General features: G+C 58.1%; 15 protein-coding genes. 10 read left to right on the top strand and 5 right to left on the bottom strand.

Annotated features, from left to right (window positions below; genetic code table 11):
• Window positions 1–104 precede the first annotated feature (104 nt).
• A complete protein-coding gene (locus tag AC3ISI_RS12530) occupies window positions 105–2,453 on the top strand; it encodes a tetratricopeptide repeat protein (RefSeq protein WP_489337241.1) in 2,349 nt (782 codons plus the stop codon).
• Window positions 2,454–2,518: 65 nt separating this feature from the next.
• Here AC3ISI_RS12530 and AC3ISI_RS12525 read toward each other — a convergent pair whose 3' ends face one another.
• The gene (locus tag AC3ISI_RS12525; RefSeq protein WP_489337240.1) at window positions 2,519–3,028 is read right to left on the bottom strand and encodes a hypothetical protein; all 510 of its coding nucleotides are present in this window, start codon (window positions 3,026–3,028) and stop codon (window positions 2,519–2,521) included.
• Between the two features lie 254 nt (window positions 3,029–3,282).
• Between AC3ISI_RS12525 and AC3ISI_RS12520 the strand changes: the two genes are divergently transcribed.
• The 3 genes from AC3ISI_RS12520 to AC3ISI_RS12510 all read left to right on the top strand — a co-directional run bounded on the left by AC3ISI_RS12520 (window position 3,283) and on the right by AC3ISI_RS12510 (window position 6,468).
• Window positions 3,283–4,650 (top strand): hypothetical protein, encoded by a 1,368-nt coding sequence (locus AC3ISI_RS12520; RefSeq protein ID WP_489337239.1) that lies wholly within the window; start codon window positions 3,283–3,285, stop codon window positions 4,648–4,650.
• 89 nt (window positions 4,651–4,739) lie between these two features.
• Entirely contained in the window at window positions 4,740–5,675 is a 936-nt protein-coding gene (locus AC3ISI_RS12515) for a halovibrin HvnC (protein ID WP_489337238.1), read from the top strand.
• A 100-nt stretch (window positions 5,676–5,775) separates the two neighbouring features.
• On the top strand, window positions 5,776–6,468 hold the full coding sequence (locus AC3ISI_RS12510) for an aspartate/glutamate racemase family protein (RefSeq protein ID WP_489337237.1): 693 nt from the start codon (window positions 5,776–5,778) through the stop codon (window positions 6,466–6,468).
• A 1-nt stretch (window position 6,469) separates the two neighbouring features.
• Here the strand turns inward: AC3ISI_RS12510 and AC3ISI_RS12505 are convergent, their stop codons facing one another.
• The 3 genes from AC3ISI_RS12505 to AC3ISI_RS12495 all read right to left on the bottom strand — a co-directional run bounded on the left by AC3ISI_RS12505 (window position 6,470) and on the right by AC3ISI_RS12495 (window position 8,613).
• Window positions 6,470–6,991, bottom strand: a complete 522-nt coding sequence (locus tag AC3ISI_RS12505; protein WP_489337236.1) for a GNAT family N-acetyltransferase — start codon at window positions 6,989–6,991, stop codon at window positions 6,470–6,472.
• A 173-nt stretch (window positions 6,992–7,164) separates the two neighbouring features.
• Complete coding sequence (locus AC3ISI_RS12500) at window positions 7,165–8,085, bottom strand: LysR family transcriptional regulator (protein WP_489337235.1); 921 nt, start codon at window positions 8,083–8,085, stop codon at window positions 7,165–7,167.
• Window positions 8,086–8,172: 87 nt separating this feature from the next.
• Complete coding sequence (locus AC3ISI_RS12495; RefSeq protein WP_489337234.1) at window positions 8,173–8,613, bottom strand: carboxymuconolactone decarboxylase family protein; 441 nt, start codon at window positions 8,611–8,613, stop codon at window positions 8,173–8,175.
• Between the two features lie 205 nt (window positions 8,614–8,818).
• On the opposite strand from AC3ISI_RS12495, the gene pdxR reads away from it, so the two are divergent.
• From pdxR to AC3ISI_RS12475, 4 genes are all read left to right on the top strand, one after another.
• The gene (pdxR, locus tag AC3ISI_RS12490; protein ID WP_489337233.1) at window positions 8,819–10,252 is read left to right on the top strand and encodes a MocR-like pyridoxine biosynthesis transcription factor PdxR; all 1,434 of its coding nucleotides are present in this window, start codon (window positions 8,819–8,821) and stop codon (window positions 10,250–10,252) included.
• A 123-nt stretch (window positions 10,253–10,375) separates the two neighbouring features.
• Window positions 10,376–10,669 (top strand): putative quinol monooxygenase, encoded by a 294-nt coding sequence (locus AC3ISI_RS12485; RefSeq protein WP_477793561.1) that lies wholly within the window; start codon window positions 10,376–10,378, stop codon window positions 10,667–10,669.
• A gap of 118 nt (window positions 10,670–10,787) precedes the next feature.
• Entirely contained in the window at window positions 10,788–11,201 is a 414-nt protein-coding gene (locus AC3ISI_RS12480) for a cupin domain-containing protein (protein WP_489337232.1), read from the top strand.
• 228 nt (window positions 11,202–11,429) lie between these two features.
• Complete coding sequence (locus AC3ISI_RS12475; RefSeq protein ID WP_489337231.1) at window positions 11,430–12,140, top strand: ATPase; 711 nt, start codon at window positions 11,430–11,432, stop codon at window positions 12,138–12,140.
• A 158-nt stretch (window positions 12,141–12,298) separates the two neighbouring features.
• On the opposite strand, the gene AC3ISI_RS12470 is transcribed toward AC3ISI_RS12475, so the two are convergent.
• A complete protein-coding gene (locus tag AC3ISI_RS12470) occupies window positions 12,299–17,200 on the bottom strand; it encodes an NAD-glutamate dehydrogenase (RefSeq protein WP_489337230.1) in 4,902 nt (1,633 codons plus the stop codon).
• A gap of 504 nt (window positions 17,201–17,704) precedes the next feature.
• Between AC3ISI_RS12470 and AC3ISI_RS12465 the strand changes: the two genes are divergently transcribed.
• Both AC3ISI_RS12465 and AC3ISI_RS12460 read left to right on the top strand, forming a co-directional pair.
• A complete protein-coding gene (locus AC3ISI_RS12465) occupies window positions 17,705–18,058 on the top strand; it encodes a hypothetical protein (RefSeq protein ID WP_489337229.1) in 354 nt (117 codons plus the stop codon).
• A gap of 296 nt (window positions 18,059–18,354) precedes the next feature.
• Window positions 18,355–19,314 carry an AAA family ATPase gene (locus tag AC3ISI_RS12460; protein ID WP_007948046.1) on the top strand — a complete coding sequence of 320 codons (960 nt, stop codon included), beginning with the start codon at window positions 18,355–18,357 and terminating at the stop codon, window positions 19,312–19,314.
• The last annotated feature ends 3 nt before the right edge of the window (window positions 19,315–19,317 follow it).

Raw genomic sequence — 19,317 nt, 5'->3', positions numbered from 1 at the left:
ACCTTTTCACAACCGTCATTTGACAGATGCCCGGCATCCGTCAAAGCTGCACTCAGATTGATCGCGCGCCTCAGGGCAAACGCACCTGGACTACGGAAGTCGCAATGCCGAAGCATAAAAACAACGCAGCAAACCCAGATTCACAGCCGAACCTGATCAATCGTTACCTTTTTCCTGTGACCATCAGTGCATTGCTGCTGGCGGTTATCGCTATCGGCTGGTTTCTGTTCAGCAGTACACCGGCACCGCTAAAACCCGTGCCCGTCAGCGCCCCTGCCACGCAACCGGCCAAACCGCAACCGGCAGCGATGGCTGCGGCGAAGATGGTCGATGAGCAACAATGCCAAGGCTGCCACAGCGAGCAGGTCAAGGATTGGCAAGGCTCCCATCACCAATTGGCGATGCAGGAAGCGAATGCCGAGACGATGCTGGGTGACTTCAATAACGTCACCTTCAAAGGCGAAAACGAAACCACCGTTTTCTCGCGCAAGGGCGACGAATTCTGGGTCAACACACCGGGCATCGACGGCAAGAACGCCGACTTCAAGGTGGCTTATACCTTCGGCATCGCGCCGTTGCAGCAATACCTGATCGAGGTCGGCGAAGGCCGCTTGCAACCCCTGGGCGTCGCCTGGGATACCGAAAAGCACCGCTGGTTCCACCTCTATGCGGGCCAGGGCGTGAACTTCAAGAACCCGTTGCACTGGAGCAAGCCGAGCCAGAACGCCAACTTCATGTGCGTCGAGTGTCATACCACGGGCTACAAGCGCAATTACGATGCCGCCAAAAACACCTTCGATAGCCAATGGAACAGCCTCGGTGTCGGCTGCCAGGCATGCCACGGCCCGGCTTCCAATCACCTTGAATGGACGGCGAAAAAGGGTGATCTGATTCATGCCGGTTTTGCCATCGACCTCAAGGACAAAAACGCGACGGTCGAACTCGAGACCTGTGCCCGATGCCATTCACGCCGCGCACCGCTGAGCGATGGCTACACCCCCGGCAAACGCCTGATGGATGACTACCTGCCGAGCCTCCTGACCCGCGAGTTGTATGCGCTGGACGGCAAGATCAAGGACGAAGTGTTCGAACACGGCTCCTTCGCCCAAAGCAAAATGTTCGACAAAGGTGTGCGCTGCACCAACTGCCATAACCCGCACAGCAACGAGCTCAAGGCGCCGGGCAACGGCGTTTGCCTGCAATGCCACAACACGGCGGGCAAAACTCCGGTGGAAGGCGTCAATGGCAAAGGCCTGCAAGCAAAAAACTACGACGCCATCGAACACACTCGCCACACCATGGGCCAACCGGGGTCGCAGTGCGTGGATTGCCATATGCCCGGCAAGTTCTACATGGGCAACGATTTCCGGCATGACCACAGTTTCAGTATTCCCAACCCGGAGCGGGCGAAAAAACTCGGCACGCCAGACGCCTGTCTGACTTGCCACCAAGGCAAGGACGGCGACAAGGTCACCGAGCAGTTCAAACTGTGGAACAGCGTACCCACCGCACAGGCCGCGCGTTATGACGAAAGCCTGTGGCTGGTTCGAAACGGCCAACCCGGTGCGGCGCAAGCCTTGTATGAGCAGCTGCAACGCAGCAATTTGCCGGCGATTCAGCGGGCAACCTTGCTGGCCGAGCTGGCGCTGTACCCGAGTGAACAGGCCTTGAAATTGGCCACCAAGGACTTGAGCAACCCAGCGCCACAGGTCCGTGAAAGTGCCGTGAGGGCCATCAGTGCGCTCCTGCCGCCACCCGAGCGCGTGCCGCTGTTGACGCCGTTGCTGACCGACCCGGTGATGGCTGTGCGGATCGCCGCGGCCCGGGACCTGCTAAGTGTCGCCCGCACAGGTTTGGGCGGCGCCCAGGCGAGCTGGAATGCGGCCATCGCTGAGTACGAAGCGGCACAGATGAGCCTGCTGGAACGGGCCGAAGCCAACCTCAACCTGGCCATGTTCTATCAGGCCAGTGGCCGTAATGATGAGGTCGAAAAGTACATGCGCATGGCCCTCAAACGCGATCCGGATTTCTACCCGGCGCTGGTGTCGCTGGTGCAATGGCTGGATGCCAATGGCCAACATCAGGAGGCGCAGACACTGCTGGCACAAGGTTTGAAAGACCACCCGGACGCTGCACTGTTGCAGTACACCCAGGGCTTGTCGCTGGTACGTGCGGGCAAATCGGACCAGGCCATGTCGGCGTTACGCAAAGCTGCGCAGTTGGAACCGCAGAACGGCCAGTACGGCTACGTGCTGGCGGTGGCGTTGCATGACAGCGGCAAGGTGCAAGAGGCCTGTGATGTGCTGGAGCAGTTGCTGAAAGTACAGCCTACCAACCGCAATGCGCGGCTGACGTTGATCCAGTACTACCTGGGCAATGGGCAGGAACCGAAAGCACAGGTGCTGTTGCAGGGCTGGAAGAAAATGAACATAGGAGATCCGGCGCTGAAATAACCCTTGATACCGATACACCACCTATCCAATGTGGGAGCGAGCCGGCTCCCACATGGGGTTTTGGGTCAATCCTGGAGCACTTGACCGCGATCGCGGGGGATCAGACTTTGCAACTGCTGCGCCAGAAAGTTCGCATCGAACGCGAAGGTGTCCGGGTCTTTCAAACCATTGGTCTTGCGCCACTGCCAACTACTCGACGGCGGCAGGCAAACCAGCGAAACGCTGCCATAGCGCGCGGCCGTCAGCCCCATCACCGCCAATGAAATCTGACCGCCAGCGCCCATCACGTCCGGCACAAACTCCACCGGCTTGCCGGCAATCACAATGGACAGTTTTTCGGTTTTGAACGTCGACGTCTCAACCGGCACGCTCGGCCCTGAAGCGACATACACCTCGCGGCTCACCTCCAGCAGATTCGGCGCCTGGACCGGTTCCAGCCACTGCTGGATCTGATCGAACAGCTCACTGATACGCGTGGCCCACACGGCCGATTGCGACTCGAACGTTTGCTTCTTGTGCGCTTCGCTTTCTGCGTAGTGGCGAAGCATTTCGCCCAGTTGTTGTACGTCGTCCATTGCGGTGTTCCTTTGGTTGGAGCAGTGCTGCGGACTTTCATCATGGCAGATGACGGCCGCCGATGTATGACAAAGCTGCCAGGTGGGTCAGCCCTTCTACTACGAGTGAAAACGACGAGCGGCTGCATTTGTGGTGGGAAAGTCCCTTCGACCTGTCAGATGTGACAGTAGCCGACACTCACCTGTCAGGTGTTTGATGAGCGGGCCGTCGACACAACGAAAAACCCACTGCCGTCAGCAAAGGAACGCACTTCATGAGCAGCCAGATTTTAAAGATAGACAAGGTCATCATACCGCTGTGGACGACGCCGGTAATTCATACCGACAATCCCGAGGGTGGCATCGGGCTTGCTCTTGTCACTGTTGCCGGTGTTTACACAGTGGTCGATCCTTGGCTCAACATGAGTGCGTACGACTCAGCAGTGTTGAAGGTGAATGACGAAACCGAGCCCGCCGACCAAATAATCATTCAGCCAGGCGAAGAAAACAAAAGGTTCGCACTGCATCTGCCGCGCAGGTTCCTGAAGGACGGTATCAACCGGATCCGCTTGATAGTCAAACGTATCAGTCAGGACCCGGAAACCTCGGACGACTTGGTCGCTCTCTTCAACAGCCCTCGCCCCGGTGGCGAAGTGTCGGGGACCGGGGACAACCCCAACCTGATCATGACACTACCCGCTGATGTCATCGACAAAGGTCTGGATGCCGAGCGCGTCGCCAAAGGGGTAGAAGTAAAACTGAATTACATTCACATGCGAGCGCACGACAAAATCACGCTCGATTGTGATGGCCACACGGTCCTGCATACAGTGACAGAGGCTCAAGCCGCTGCCGGCACAATCGTGTTGAAGCTTTTTGCAGATGCGTTCAAAAAGGACCACCCTCGATTTGCCATGCGCTTCAGGGTCGTGGATCAAATCGGAAACTCATCAGGACCGCAGGCGATCTGGTCGCCCACCACTCACATTGACGTGCATATCAAGCAACCGGCTCTGGATCTGAAACCGCCCAAAGTGCTGGAAGCCAAGGAACAGAACGGCATCGTCTTAAACTTTGAAAAAGACTTCTATGAGACCCCGTTTGCAACGATCGAGGTCGATTTCCCAGGCTCGGCTCGCGGACAAACCGTCAAAGTCTATTGGCTTGGGCGCAATTCGACCTATGGCAGTGAGATTCAAACGGTCACCCAGGCGGGGCAGACGTTGAGCTTCCTGGTTCCCAGGCTGGAAGTTGTTGATTGCATCGGTACCGGTGCGCAGATCAGTTACACCGTCCGGTTGCCGGGCACCACTGAGGACCTGACATCCAAAACGCTGGGCATCCGAATCACCGGCCAGAAACACCATCTTCCGGAACCCACCCTGTCCTCGGACAAACTTAATCTCAGGGCTTATTACCCGGCGTTGGAGGGGAGTTATAAAGTGCGCCTCGCGCTGTTCGGACGAGTCACTCGATATGGTGAAGAAGTCACTATTACACAACCCTCTTATACCAATCTTCCGGTCTTGCAGGCATGGCTAACGGAGAATCGGGGGTTTGACGTGATGTTCAATTACACCCTGAGAAAAACAGACACCAACGACCTCATTATTTTTTCATGGTGTTTAAGAGTCGCTTTATAGCTGAGCGACAGATTTTAGTTAGATTCACCGAAGCCAAAAACAGATCACCCAACCAGTTCATTACCCGACAATCAACAGGGAGTTTTGTCATGCGCAAATTAATTGGATTGCTTCTATTCACATTGGTCGTGGGTTGCAGCCAAATCGAGCAACCCTCAACTGATGTAGGCGCTGTATTCAGCGAACAAAACACGCACAATGGGCCCGCCATTGCGAATCAACTAACGGCGCTTTATGGCAGAACATTCGCGAACTGCAACAATTCCAACTCTCAACCTGCTTTCCTGTGTGCCGGCGTCACATTAAGAGTGACGGTAAAAGACCCCGCCAACACCTATAAAGTCTGGGACCCAAGCCCGACATCCATTAAAAGCGGCGGCGTTTCCTTTTCTTATCTAAGGGCCGATGCCAATTTTGGGCGGTTGGCATGGGGTTACGGCAACGGCTATATCCTGTACCCCATATTCGAGGCACCGACTGACAAAATAGATCTGGACTATCTGTGCTCTTACCCTATGGATGGATGGACGTGGCACCGAAGTGAAACGTCCGTCTGCGTTCCCCATAGCGACTATCCCGCTCAGAGTCAACTTTGCCAGAACGCGGGCGTGACCACTGCCGAACAATGGCTGGCCGTCTGGAATATACCGGGCGGCAACCCGAATCTTCGGCAATGCGGTTTCGACATTACCGATGATCGCAATGCCCTGGCAGGCCCGGCGTTTTATCAATCCCTTCGTGCAAAAACCCTGCTGGGTCCTACGGGGTTCAACGGGCATAACGAAGTCATCATCAAAACCTGGACACCCGGTCGCCCCAATACGTTACCGATCATGGCGTTCTTTTACGTTTACGGCGGTACAGACCCGAAACCACTGGCCGACGCGCAATATAACCAACGGGATTTCTACAACTCGACCACCCCCAAAATAGTGGTGCCGATTATCCGCCTGACACCGGCGAATAGCGCATCGGGGACTGCCACCTTTCAATATGTCGCAGCGGATCAGGCAGTGACTCAATGAATGACCCAGTGCATTTATCGCTGGCACGCATGGCGAAAGAACTCGAAACTCTCCTGCCCGCCTGCAACATCAATACAGGCGATAACAAAGGGAGTGTTCAATGCGCACCATCGGCCTTATCGGCGGCATGAGCTGGGAGTCCAGCGCCGAGTACTATCGCCTCATCAACCAGCAAGTTCGTGACCGACTCGGGCCGCTGCGTTCGGCGCAGTTGCTCATGTTCAGCGTCGACTTCGGGCCTGTCGAACAGGCCCAGCACGCCGGCCGCTGGGACGATGCGGCGGCGATTCTGGTGGATGCGGCGCGGCGACTGGAAGCTGGCGGCGCCGAGTGTGTGGTGCTGTGTACCAACACCATGCACAAGGTGGCCGGGCAGATTCAGGCTTCGATCACTATTCCGTTCCTGCATATCGCCGACCCGACCGGTCAGGCAGCCGTGGATGCCGGTGCACTGAAGGTCGGGTTGCTCGGAACCGCCTTCACCATGGAACAGGACTTTCTCAAGGATCGCCTGAGCGCGATGGGGCTGACCGTGTTGGTGCCTGAAGCCGAGGAGCGCCAGGCGGTGCACCGGATCATCTACGACGAGTTGTGCGTCGGGGTGATCAGTGAAACCTCGCGGCAGGTCTATCAGCAGGTGATCGAGTCGCTGACCCAACGAGGCGCCCAGGCGATCATCCTCGGCTGCACCGAAATCGGCATGCTGATCAAACCCGAACACAGCGCCATGCCCTTGCTCGACACCACCGAACTGCATGCGCAGGCGGCGGTGGCGTTCGCACTGGGCGACTGAATCAATCGGCGTCAAGCGAGCGACGCAGACGCGCCATGCTCAAGGCATCGACCAGTCGGCCGTCACGCACGGCGTAATCGCGAAACAGGCCTTCGGTCTCGAACCCGAATTTTCGGTAGAGACCAATGGCCGCTTCGTTGTCGGCATACACCGAAAGCTCCACGCGTTGCAGGTTCATCCAGTTGTCGGCGATGTCCAGCACCGCCGCCAGCAATGTCGAACCCACGCCTTTGCCCTGCCACGCCGCCGCGACGCCCATGCCGAGGCTGCCGGCATGGCTGCGGCGGATCCGCGAAAACTGTTCCAGGCCAATGTTGCCGATCACCGTGCCCTGATGCAGGGCAACCAGTTGCACCACGCGTTCATTGTCCGGGGACAGGCGTTTGCGCCAGACTTCAGTGGACTGAAACGGCATTTGCAGCACCTGACGGGTAATCGCCGGGTCGTTGTAGAGCGCGGTAATACCATCAATGTGGGATTCGTTGAAACGTTCGAGGGTGATGACGGGGTCAGTGGCGGGCATGGGTGATTCTTCCTTGATGCAGACATGGCCGTTTACTCTACAACGCACTCTTAAGGCATGGCGACATCCCCCTGTGGGAGTGAGCCTGCTCGCGATAGCGGTGTAACAGTCGACATAGATGCTGAATGTCACACCGCTATCGCGAGCAGGCTCACTCCTACAAATGACCGTGTTCAGCCTTCGAACCACTCCCGGCGCTCGTTGAAGGTGTTTTGGATCAGCTCAACGATCCTCTGCACATCGGCCTGCCCTTGTGATTCGGCATTCACCGCCATCCACACCTGACGCTGCATCGGCTGGTCGAACAGTCCGGGCAACGCCATCAGCCCGCGGTCAAATTGGCTTATGTATTGCGGCAACAGCCCGATACAAGCGCTGCAACGGATCATCTCCAGCATCAGCGCATAGGAATGCAGTTGCACCACGCCGGCCAAACGCTGATCCACCACGCTGTTCCACGGCCGAAAACTCTCGACTTGGCGATCTTGCTGCCACTGCACCAGCATGAAATCGGCGAGGTCGCCGAGGCTGTCCGGCCGTGCGGCGACTCGCGAATAGCGCTTGGCGATGTACGGAAAATAGTCCAGTTGCGCCAGACGCTGCGGTTCGCTCACTGCAAAACTCGGCCCCGGCAGTGGCGTGTCAGTGCCCGCCAGCCACAGCACCACATCGGCGCTGATCGATTGCAGGCTCAGCTCACTGTCGAGCGTTATGATGTCCAGTCGCACGCTGGCGTTACGACGCAACAATGCGATCAGGTCACGGCCGAGAATGTCGTGCAGGATCGGCTCAGCCACCGCCAGGCGAATCTGCGGTTGTTCGAACACTGGCGCATCGCGTTCATGCGCCAAAGCAATTAGCTGTGCCTGAAGCGCCAACCCTTCACGACTCAGTGCCAGGCCATTGTCGTGATGATTGAACAGCGAACATTGCAATTGCCCCTCAAGCTGCGCCAGGTGTTTGCGTAACTGGGTGGATTTGATATTGAGGCTGCGAGCGGCTTGGATGAAGCTCCCGCAACGGGCGCTAACCCGGAAGGACTGCGCCAGCACCGGATCGATACTGGCCGCAAAAGTAGACTCCATGAGTGACATCAATGATTCCTTGTCGATCTATCCTTGAAACCCTCATCCTGCGCAGCGTTTATGAACCTGACGTGACAATCGACGCCGATAGTTGATTCAGCCGCCTGGAGTTTGTCGAAAACTGACTGCCAGGCGATTCCAGCTGTTGATGGTGGTCACGGCCATCGTCAAATCGACCATCTCCGATTCACTGAATTGCTCTCGGGCCAGTGCGAAAACCTCATCCGGCACGTGACTTTCGGAGAGCAGCGTCACGGCTTCGGTCCAGGCCAGCGCAGCGCGCTCGCGCGGGTTGAAAAAGCCGCTGTCGCGCCACACGACGATCGAGTACAGGCGCCGGTCAGTCTCGCCGAGGCGCCGTGCGTCCACCGAATGCATGTCGGTGCAGAAGGCACAGCCATTGAGCTGCGAAGCGCGAATCTTGATCAGGTGCAGCAGCGCGGGTTCGATACTGAGGTTGCTGGTCAAGGCTTCCATGGCAATCATCGCTTTCATCGCTTTGGGTGAAGCGCTGTAGTAATCCAGGCGGGAACTCATGGGGCGACCTCAAGGATCGAATAGTGACCTCCACGTTAGGCGGTGATGCACGCACGTTACAGTGCCAATTCAACGAAAAAGCCAGGGACCATTGCACAACAGACCAATCTGAGGTTTTTGGCTCGCGCAACTTCTGCGCAGCCACTCATGCGGGTAATCTGGCGCGACGCACACGCGCCCCAACCGCTGCAGGAGCCTCGTCGGTATGGAACTTCATGTCGTCATCAACGGCCGCAAGGACCTGGCAGGCCAGTTGTACAACCAACTGCGCAGCGCCATCGAATCCGGGCGCCTGGCCGCCGGGACACAGCTGCCGCCTAGCCGCTTGCTGGCCGAACAGCTGGGAATTTCGCGCAAGACCATTTCTGACACATACTCGCAACTGACCTACGAAAACTTCCTCACCGGAGTGATCGGCAAAGGCACCTACGTGAATGCCCGGCCTTCAAAAATCACCCGTAAACAAAGCCATTCCGAGCTGGCGAGCTTTGAGGTCATCGAATCCTGGCGCAATCTGCCGGTATTCCTGCGTCATCCGACACTGGAAGGCTCGTTGCGCTATGACTTCATAGGCGGTGCCGTCAGCAAGGGCCAATTCCCGCAGGATGACTGGCGTCGCTGCACCTCTCACGCCTTGCGCCAGGTGGCCGGCTCAAAAGGCCTCTACAACCTGCCCGAAGGCCTGCCGGCGCTGCGCAATGCCATCGCCCGGCACATCGCATTTTCCCGCGGGGTCATTTGCCAGGACGAAGACGTGGTGGTGTGCAATGGCGCGCAACAGGCGCTGGACCTGATTTCCCGGGTCATGACCCGCCCCGGCAGCATTGTCGCCATGGAGGACCCCGGCTACCCGCCGGCACGCCTGTTGTTTAGCTCGCACGGCGCCACGGTGATCGGTGTGCCGGTGGATGCCGAAGGCATTGAGGTGGACAAAATCCCCCTCGGCACGCGGCTGATCTACGTCACACCGTCCCATCAGTTCCCGCTCGGCCTGCCGATGAGCCAGGAACGCCGGGTGGCGCTGCTAGAACGGGCTTATGAACTGGGCGCAATCATCATCGAGGACGATTACGACAGCGAGTTTCGCTACGAGGGCCGCCCTGCCGATTCGCTGCAAAGCATGGATGAGCGCGGGATCGTCGCGTACGTCGGGACGTTCTCGAAAACCTTGCTGCCGGAGTTGCGCCTCGGCTATGCGATTTTGCCCCCGGCAATTCTCGAAGCGGTGATCCGCGCCAAGCAGCTCACCGACCTGCATACCTCCACACTGCCACAGTGGGCGCTGGCCAAATTCATCGCCGAAGGCTGCCTGCTCAAGCACATCCGCCGCTGCCACACGATTTATGCCGGGCGTCGCGAACGGATTCTGGCGCGTATGGCAGGCGATCTTTCGCCATGGTTCCAGCCGGTGCCCACCACGGCCGGGTTCCACCTGGTGGTGATATGCAAAGTGCCTATCGATCTTCCATTGGTGATCGAATTGGCCAAAAAAGTCGAAGTCGGGCTCTATTCCATCGAAGCCTTTTACTTCCAGCAAGCGCCGCAGGCCGGGCTGTTGCTGGGTTTTGGCGCCATTGAAACGCTGGACATCGACACCGCGCTGGACCGTTTGCGCGACATTCTGCAGCAGGTTGCCTGACGGATTGGTCTGCGGCTTTACCGGGCGTTTGGCTATTGGCGGTCCGCACAAGCAGGCCTATCCTGCCTAAGCGTTATCCCTCAATGAGCAGGATTCGTCCGGCCTGATTCAGGAGTGTGAGCAATGTCCAACGAAGTGATTAATACCGTACAGGTGCAGGCTGCCGCCGGCCGCTCGGATGAACTGGGTAAGCAACTGCAAAAGATTGTCGAAACCCTGCGCGAACTGCCGGGCTGCGATTCCTATATGGTCGACCGCTGCCCCGAGGACACCAACCGCTGGACGGTCAGCGCCCACTGGCAATCGGAAGCGGCCATGCAGCAGCACTTCAATTGCCCTGAGGTCCAAGGCTTTATCGGCCTGATCGACAATCATTTGGCCAATGCCGTGGATTTCAACAGCTTCCCGATCCGCTAAAACGCCTAATATGGCGGTGCAGGATTGGTCCCCTCAGCTTCCCGGATATTGGCTGTTTGATTGCCCTACCCTGCGGACTATCGTTGCTCCTGACGATAACCACCGCAGGTAATGACCCATGAAAACGTTGCGTTTCCTTGCTGCCCCGCTCACCGCCCTCGCCCTGACCGTTTCGGCTGCTGCCATTGCTCATGAAGGCCCTTCTGAAAAGGTCACTGTGCTGCAGGATCAGATGCTGAAAAATGTGCCCGGCAAAAAGGCGTTGATGATCGAAGTCGATTACGAGCCCGGGCAATCGTCCATTGCCCACAAACACGAAGGCAGCACCATGGCCTACGTGATATCCGGGGAGATTATTTCCCAGGTCAAAGGTGAACAGCCCGTCACTTACAAGGCCGGCCAATACTGGTATGAACCGGCGGGATCGGAACACTTGGTGTCAAAAAACGCCAGTGCCACGCAGCCTGCCAAACTGCTGGTTTTTATGGTGTTGTCTCCGGATGAAAAAGTGCTGATCCCATTGGAAAACTGATACCTGCAGGTACAGCCATAAATAAAAAGGCTCGAACTTCGATTTCGGGCCTTTTTATTTCCCGGCGTAATTAACTGAAACTAGTTAAACCCAATAAAACTATGGGTCTCCCGAGAAGCGCCTGTTTTGGCTTTTTAATTCAGCAAAGACAGGTTTAGTCTGGAATCACCGCCGGATTACACCGGCACACTAACTTTCCGACTCAGGCTGTTTCACTGGAGTTACACCATGAAACTTGCGCTTGTCAGTACCTTGACGATGACCGTTGTTTTAACAGGCTGCTCGATACCCACCGCCCCCAGCGCTGTCTCGCCACTGGACGGTATCTTCACCGAGCCCGTTGGCCGCAGCAATGCCACGCTCATTCCTAATGGCAGTAACGTCTCGCTGGGCATCGTCTACAGTCAAAACACTCAGACCAATCGGGCGTACCTCCAGGACTACCAGGCCAACGCCGGCACCGGTTTTGGCCAGAGCTTGCTGGTTCATTCGATTCATGAAGCCTTCGTGACGACCTCCAACCCCGACCTCGCCGTGGACTGGGTCAAAGCGTCGTTGCAGCGCCAGTTCGGCTCGGTCACGGTGTACCCGGACATGCAAAGCCTCAAGGCTGCGAAACCGAACGTGACCGCCATTGTCGATAGCCGAAGTCAATTGATGACCTCGCGCAGCTCGGACTTAGAGGCTCACGTCAGTGCAGATTTTTATGACGCCAACTTGAATTACATTGGCACCGCTCAAGGGTATGACGCCAAAACGGTGAGTCCTCTTTGGGCGGACTTTGAACCGAGCCCGGAAATAGTGGCGGATATTAAAGAACAGCAAAATGTACAAGTCAGGGCGCTGCAAAAGTTCGACCAGTCGCTCAATAATTTATTGACCAGACCGACAGTTAAATTATCGATGTTGGATAACACAACCGGCCGGAAGTTGTATTAAGGCCGATTGCCCCATCGCGAGCAGGCTCACTCCTACAGCTGGAACGCATTCCATTTGTAGGAGTGAGCCTGCTCGCGATGGGGCCTGAACAGACACCACAAAAAATCCAGACCAAAAAAACCGCCTCTTTCGAGACGGTTTTTTCATTCAGCGCCTCATCAGGCAGCTGGCTCCAGCTCTTCGCTGACAGCAACAGTGGCAGTCACCACCGCTTGCCCGCTCAACGCCAGGTCCAGCAGCTCACGGTTGGCCACCGCGTACATGGCGTAGTCCGTACCGCTGGCGGCACGCAGCTCCACCAGCATGGCGCGCCAGCGTTCGATCATGCCTTCGTGCGCTTCCATCCACAGCGCCAGGCGTGTTTCCACGTCCTGAGTGCCGTCGCCCTGTTGCAGGACGGAGATGGTGATCGCACGTTGCTGCCAGTCGACGTCATCACGGAACGCTTCACGGGCCAGGGCCTGCCAGTTGTTTTCAACCGGCAGAGCGCTGATCTGTTGCAGATACCAGGTGATGTCCAGCGCGCTGCCGACGGCGAAGTAAGCCTTCGCGACGTCTGCTGCGTTCTGGCCGGTCACGTCCGACGCTTCGATGATCGGCAGCAAGGTGTACAGATGAGTAGTGCCTGCAACCATGCGCGCCAACAACTCAGGGACGCCAGCCGCGACGTAGGCCTGATAGCGGGTCTGCCAGCCTTCCCGAGTCGGGCCTTCCAGCAGTTCGTCGAGTTTGAGGCCCAGCGCTGCCAGATGTGGACCGAAGTGCGCGACATCACGAGCCGCGTTCTGCTCGTTGCGACGGCTGCGCAGGAACCAGCGCGTGGCGCGGCGGCCCAGACGCATCAGCTCGTCCATCAGCTCCAGTTGCACGTCGGCGGAAACCTGGTAATCCAGGGCTTCAATCTGACGGAACCAGTGCGGGAGATGGAAAATGTCACGCACGATCACGTAAGCACCTGCCACGTTCGCCGGGCTCATGCCGGTCGACTCTTTGAGTCGTTGAACGAAGGTGATGCCCATGTGGTTGACCAGGTCGTTGGCGATCTGGGTGCTGACGATTTCGCGCTTCAGACGGTGACGGCGCATGGCGGCGGAGAACTTGCTCACCAGGGTCGGCGGGAAAGCGGTTTCCATGTCGCGGGTCAGGTAGTCATCGTCCGGCACCAGGGAGTTAAGCAACTGCTCCTTGAGGTCGATCTTGCTGTAGGAGATCAGCACCGAGAGCTCGGCACGGGTCAGGCCATGGCCTGTCGCAACGCGCTCGTTGATCGCTTCTTCCGCCGGCAGGAACTCGATGGCGCGATCCAGCTTGCCACGGCTTTCCAGATCGTTCATCAGGCGCTTGTATTCAGCGATACGCGGCAAGGCACGACGCGCCGCCAGGGACAGGGCCTGAGTCTGCTTGTAGTTGTTGCCTAGTACCAGATTGCCGACTTCGTCGGTCATGCTCGCCAGCAACTGGTTACGTTGCTTGTCGGTCATGTCACCGGCGTGAACCACTTCGTTCAGCAGGATCTTGATGTTTACTTCGTGGTCGGAGCAGTCCACACCACCGGCGTTGTCGATGAAGTCGGTATTGGAACCGCCGCCATTGAGACCGAATTCGACACGACCGAGTTGGGTCATGCCCAGGTTACCGCCCTCGCCCACGACTTTGCAGCGCAGTTCGTTGCCGTTCACGCGCAGTGCGTCGTTGGCTTTGTCGCCGACATCGGCGTGGCTTTCGCTGCTGGCTTTGACGTACGTACCGATACCGCCGTTCCACAACAGGTCTACCGGTGCCTTGAGCAAGGCATTGAGCAGTTCGGTCGGGGTCAGTTTGTCGGCCTGAATGTCGAAGCGCTCTTTCATCTGCGGGGAAATCGCGATGCTTTTCGCGCTACGGGAGAAGATCCCGCCGCCTTCGGACATGATGCTGGTGTCGTAATCCGACCAGGCCGAACGCGGCAGGTCGAACAGGCGCTGACGTTCAGCAAAGCTGTTGGCAGGCGTAGGATTCGGGTCGATGAAGATGTGCAGGTGGTTGAACGCAGCCACCAGTTGCAGCGTCTCGGACATCAACAGACCGTTACCGAATACGTCACCGGCCATGTCGCCGACACCGACCACGGTGATGCTGTCTTTCTGAACATTGATACCGCGTTCGCGGAAGTGACGTTGAACGCCAACCCACGCGCCCTTGGCGGTAATGCCCATCTTCTTGTGGTCGTAACCAGCGGAACCGCCGGAAGCAAACGCGTCACCCAGCCAGAAACCGTAGTCGATGGCGATACCGTTGGCGATGTCGGAGAAGGTCGCAGTGCCCTTGTCCGCCGCAACCACCAGGTACGGGTCATCGTCGTCATGACGCACGACGTTGGCCGGTGGAACCAGCGCGCCGTCTTTCAGGTTGTCGGTGATGTCCAACAGACCCGAAATGAAGATGCGGTAGCAGGCGATGCCCTCGGCCGCGATCTCGTCACGGCTGCCGCCCAGTGGCAGGCGACGCGGCAGGAAGCCGCCCTTCGCGCCCACTGGAACGATGACCGAGTTCTTCACTTGCTGGGCTTTTACCAAGCCAAGGACTTCAGTGCGGTAATCTTCTTCACGATCGGACCAGCGCAGGCCGCCACGCGCCACGTTGCCGAAGCGCAGATGCACGCCCTCGACGCGAGGCGAGTAAACGAAGATTTCGAACTTCGGTACCGGCTTCGGCAGCTCTGGAATCTGGTGCGGGTTGAACTTGAAGCTGAAGTACGACTTGTTTTTGCCGTTGGCATCAGTCTGGTAAAAGTTGGTCCGCAGGGTGGCCTTGATCAGGTCCAGGTAGCGACGCAGGATGCGGTCTTCGTTCAGCACCTGGACTTCGTCCAGAGCGGCGATGATCGCGTGTTCCAGACGTTGCTGCTTGTCTTCCAGATCGTCGCCCGACAGCTTGCGCGCCAGGTAGAAACGGGTTTTGAACAACCGGGTCAGCTCGCGAGCAATGTCGGTGTGGTTGTTCAGGGTGCTGGCGATGTAGCCCAGGTCGAAGCCCAGACGAATCTGCTTCATGTAGCGCGCGTAAGCACGCAGCAGCGCCACATCGCGCCACGGCAGGCCGGCAGTCAGAACCAGGCGGTTGAAGGCATCGTTCTCGGCATCGCCACGCACGATGTGGACGAACGCGTCCTGTAAGGTGTCGTTGAGTTGCTGGATGTCGAGTTCCAGGCCTTCGGCAGCGGTGAACGCAAAGTCGTGAATCCAGAACTCGCGGCCATTGGTGTGACGCAGGCGATACGGGAATTCACCCAGCACGCGCAGGCCCAGGTTTTCCAGGATCGGCAACACGTCGGACAGCGCCAGCGGTGTATCGGCGTGGTACAGCTTGCAGTGCAGCATGCGCTGGCCGGACACCTGACCCAATGGCTGATAGAAACTCATCACCAACGGATTTCTTTCGTTCAGGCTCAGCAGGTGTTGCATGTCGACCACAGCCGAGTGGGCGGCGAAACGCTCACGGTAACCGGCGGGGAAACCTTTCGGGAAGTCGGCCAGCACGTTAGTGCCGTGGGCTTCGCCGAAGCTTTCAACCACCAGGCTGGCGTAGTCGTCCTGCCAGCTGCGGCAGGCCTGAACCACTTCTTTTTCCAGCAGAACCGGGTCGATGTCGATGCGGTTTTTCGGGTCGACGCGCAGGATCAATTGCACGCGGGCCAGCACGGACTCGGAGAAGAACGTCCAGAACTCGCAATCCGAGGCTTTCAGGCGATCCATCAGCACTTGCTGGATTTTCTGACGGACTTCAGTGGAATAGATGTCGCGTGGCACGTAAGCCAGGCAGTAGCAGAAACGGCCGTACGGGTCTTTGCGAAGGAACACGCGGATCTTGTTGCGTTCCTGGATTTGCACGATCGACATCACGGTGCTGAACAGTTCGTCGACCGGGGTCTGGAACAGGTCATCGCGCGGCAGCACTTCGACCACCTGCGCCAATTCCTTGCCCAGGTGTGCCTTGGCCTGGAAGCCGGAACGGCGTTCGATTTCTTCGACCTTGCGACGGATGTACGGAATAACCCGCACGCTCTCTCCATACACCGAGGAGGTGTACAGGCCCATGAAGCGGCATTCCTTGATCACGTTGCCGTCGGCATCGATTTCACGGATCGACACGTAATCCGGGTAAGCCGGACGGTGTACACGGCTCGGGTGCGCGGCCTTGGCGAACGACAACAGGGTCGGTTCGCGCAGGTAGTTCACGGCGTAGTCTTCGATGCGCAGGTCATCGTAGGTAAGCCCAGTGCGCAGCAGTTTGGTCAGGCCGAGGAAGGAATCCGGGTCATAGACGATGTGGCCGCCGTCGGCTTCATCGCGAACCACGAATTCTTCGTAGCCCAGGAACGTGAAGTGGTTACCCACCAGCCATTCCAGGAAGCTTTTGATTTCGGCTTTTTCTTCAGGGTCGACCGCAAACTGGCTGTTATCCAGGCCAGTGAGGATTTCCTGGACCTTGGTTTTCATCGGCTCGAAATCGGCGACCGCGACGCGGACTTCACCGAGGACCTGTTCCAGCTCTTTGCTCAGAACATTGAGCTCGGCCGTGTTGGCGCAACGGTCGATTTCCAGGTACATCAGCGATTCTTGAAGAATGCCTTCGCCCTGGGTGCCTTTGGGCAGGATTTCCAGCAACTCGCCTTTGCTGCCGCGACGTACGCTCAGCACAGTGGTTTGCAAGGTATGAATGCTGTAGCCGCGACGGTTCAGCTCGGTACGCACCGAGTCCACCAGGAATGGCAGGTCATGGTGCAGCACTTCGACCGCGGTGTGGGTCGACTGCCAGCCGTGGCGTTCGTAATCAGGGTTGTAGACGCGCACTTGTGGTTGCGCGTGATCGAAGCGCTCAAGCAGGCGCCACGCAGAAAGGGTGCAGCCGGCGAGGTCGGACAACCGACGTTGGGTCAGCTCGTCCAGGGAAATGATGCCGAAGAATTGTTCAGCGAACAACGCCACTTGTGGCAGTGCCTGTTCACTGATGTGCTGTGCCAGTGCCGCTTGCAGTTGGTGCTGGAAGTCGGCTTTGCTGGCTGCGGTGAAGAACGCCATCTGTGGTACTCCGCTTGGGCTTGTTATTGATGGAAGCGTCGCGTGCAAAACCCCTTTCGGGGCGATCCGTCACCCTGTTCCTGATTCTCGGGCAGAGGAAACAGGGGGACAGGTGGGTGAAGCTGGACGAGACACTCGGGTCACATTCACCTTCCATGAATGGGCATCTGCAAAAACGACTGGACTGCGTGCAGCGCAATGCCTTTACAGGTGCTCATCCGTTGCGCAGCTTAACGAGTGCGGCAAGGCCCATGCTTGCGGTGCTGCGACATATTCGGTCATCGGTACGCTGCTCGCGGCACACACCTCGAACAACACTAGCAGCCGTGGGCAAAAACGGGGGCTTTATCCCCGGTTTTCCGGCACCCGCGCACCAGAAATGACCAGTAACACTCTAAGTGTCCGCGCCCCTCCTCTGACACTCATCCGAGCAGAAATTCCCTTGTGCTGGCAGAATTGCGCTTTGTTCGTCTTCACCATGCTCGCCGAGCCAGGAATTGCCCCATGCAAATGACCACCGCCCTCTTGATTGTGAACCCTTGCGATGACGAGGAAGACAACATGGCCATGCTCTGCTGCCACAGCGATCAGGGCGAGATGTTCCTGATGACCCGCTACCCGGACGAGGACGAACTGGAAATCACCCTCGATGACGAGCCTTCGACTCTGGACGGCGTGAAAGTCACCCTCAGCCCTACCCGCCTGCTGATCGAAATCGCCGCGGCGGATGTGGATGCGCTGAATGGGGATGATTCTTTGGAAATCATTCACAACACGGATGCGAGCGACCTGGCGGAAGTGGAAGAAACGTTGCAGAACATTCTCAAGGGGACTGGTACCTATATAAGCCAGCTCTGAATTTCAGTGCCTGTGCCGGCCTCATCGCGAGCAGGCTCGCTCCCACAGGGGATCTGCAGCGGATGCAGAAATTGCATCCGACTCAATTCAATTGTGGGAGCGAGCCTGCTCGCGATGAGGCCCTCAAAACCGCCACGTCGCCCGAGCCCGGCAAACTTCGAAAAGTTTCGCCATTCATTTCCTGCACATTGCACAAAATGCCGTTAGTCGCCGCCCCCCGCGATGGATTAAAGTAACGCCCCCAGCCCAAGCGTTATTCGAACGCCTTCGGCCACCTTCTCCAGGAACAGTCATCGATGGAACATCGTGAAGCGCTGCTCGCGCTGCGAACCTTTCTTTCAACGCAGATTCTCGGCCAGGAAAAACTCATCGAGCGCTTGCTCATCGCGTTGCTTGCCGACGGCCACATGCTGGTCGAGGGCGCCCCGGGCCTGGCCAAGACCAAGGCCATCAAAGAGCTTGCCGAAGGAATCGAAGCGCAATTCCATCGAATCCAGTTCACCCCCGACCTGTTGCCTGCCGACATCACCGGCACGGAAATCTACCGCCCGGAAACCGGCAGCTTTGTCTTCCAGCAAGGGCCGATCTTCCACAACCTGGTGCTGGCGGACGAGATCAACCGCGCCCCGGCCAAGGTTCAATCGGCGCTGCTGGAAGCCATGGCCGAGCGTCAGGTCAGTGTCGGGCGCAGCACCTATGAGCTGTCGCCGCTGTTTCTGGTAATGGCAACGCAAAACCCGATCGAGCAGGAAGGCACTTACCCGCTGCCCGAAGCCCAGCTCGACCGCTTCCTGATGCACGTAAAAATCGGCTTCCCGGACGCGGCGGTTGAACGCAAGATCCTGCAGCAAGCCCGCGGCGAGGCCCTGCACGGTGAAACCAAACCGGAGCGTCGGGTCAGCCAGCAGGCGATTTTCGCCGCGCGCAAGGAAATCCTCGGTTTGTACATGGCCGACGCCGTGGAGGAATACCTGGTGCAACTGGTCATGGCCACGCGCAACCCGGGCAAGTTCGACCCGGAGATGGCCGACTGGATCGCCTACGGCGCCAGCCCTCGCGGGTCCATCGCGCTGGATCGATGCGCCCGGGCCCACGCCTGGCTGGCCGGTCGCGACTTCGTCAGCCCGGAGGACATTCAGGCCGTGCTGTTTGACGTACTGCGCCACCGCATCATTCTGTCCTTCGAAGCCGAAGCTGCCGGTATCGACCAGGACCGGGTGGTCCAGCGGATTCTCGACGTCGTAGCTGTCGCTTGACCC

The sequence above is a fragment of the Pseudomonas sp. GL_139_B genome (genome assembly GCF_057834475.1).
Note: the sequence above shows the minus strand (reverse complement) of the source record. Positions and strands in the feature narration are given on the sequence as shown.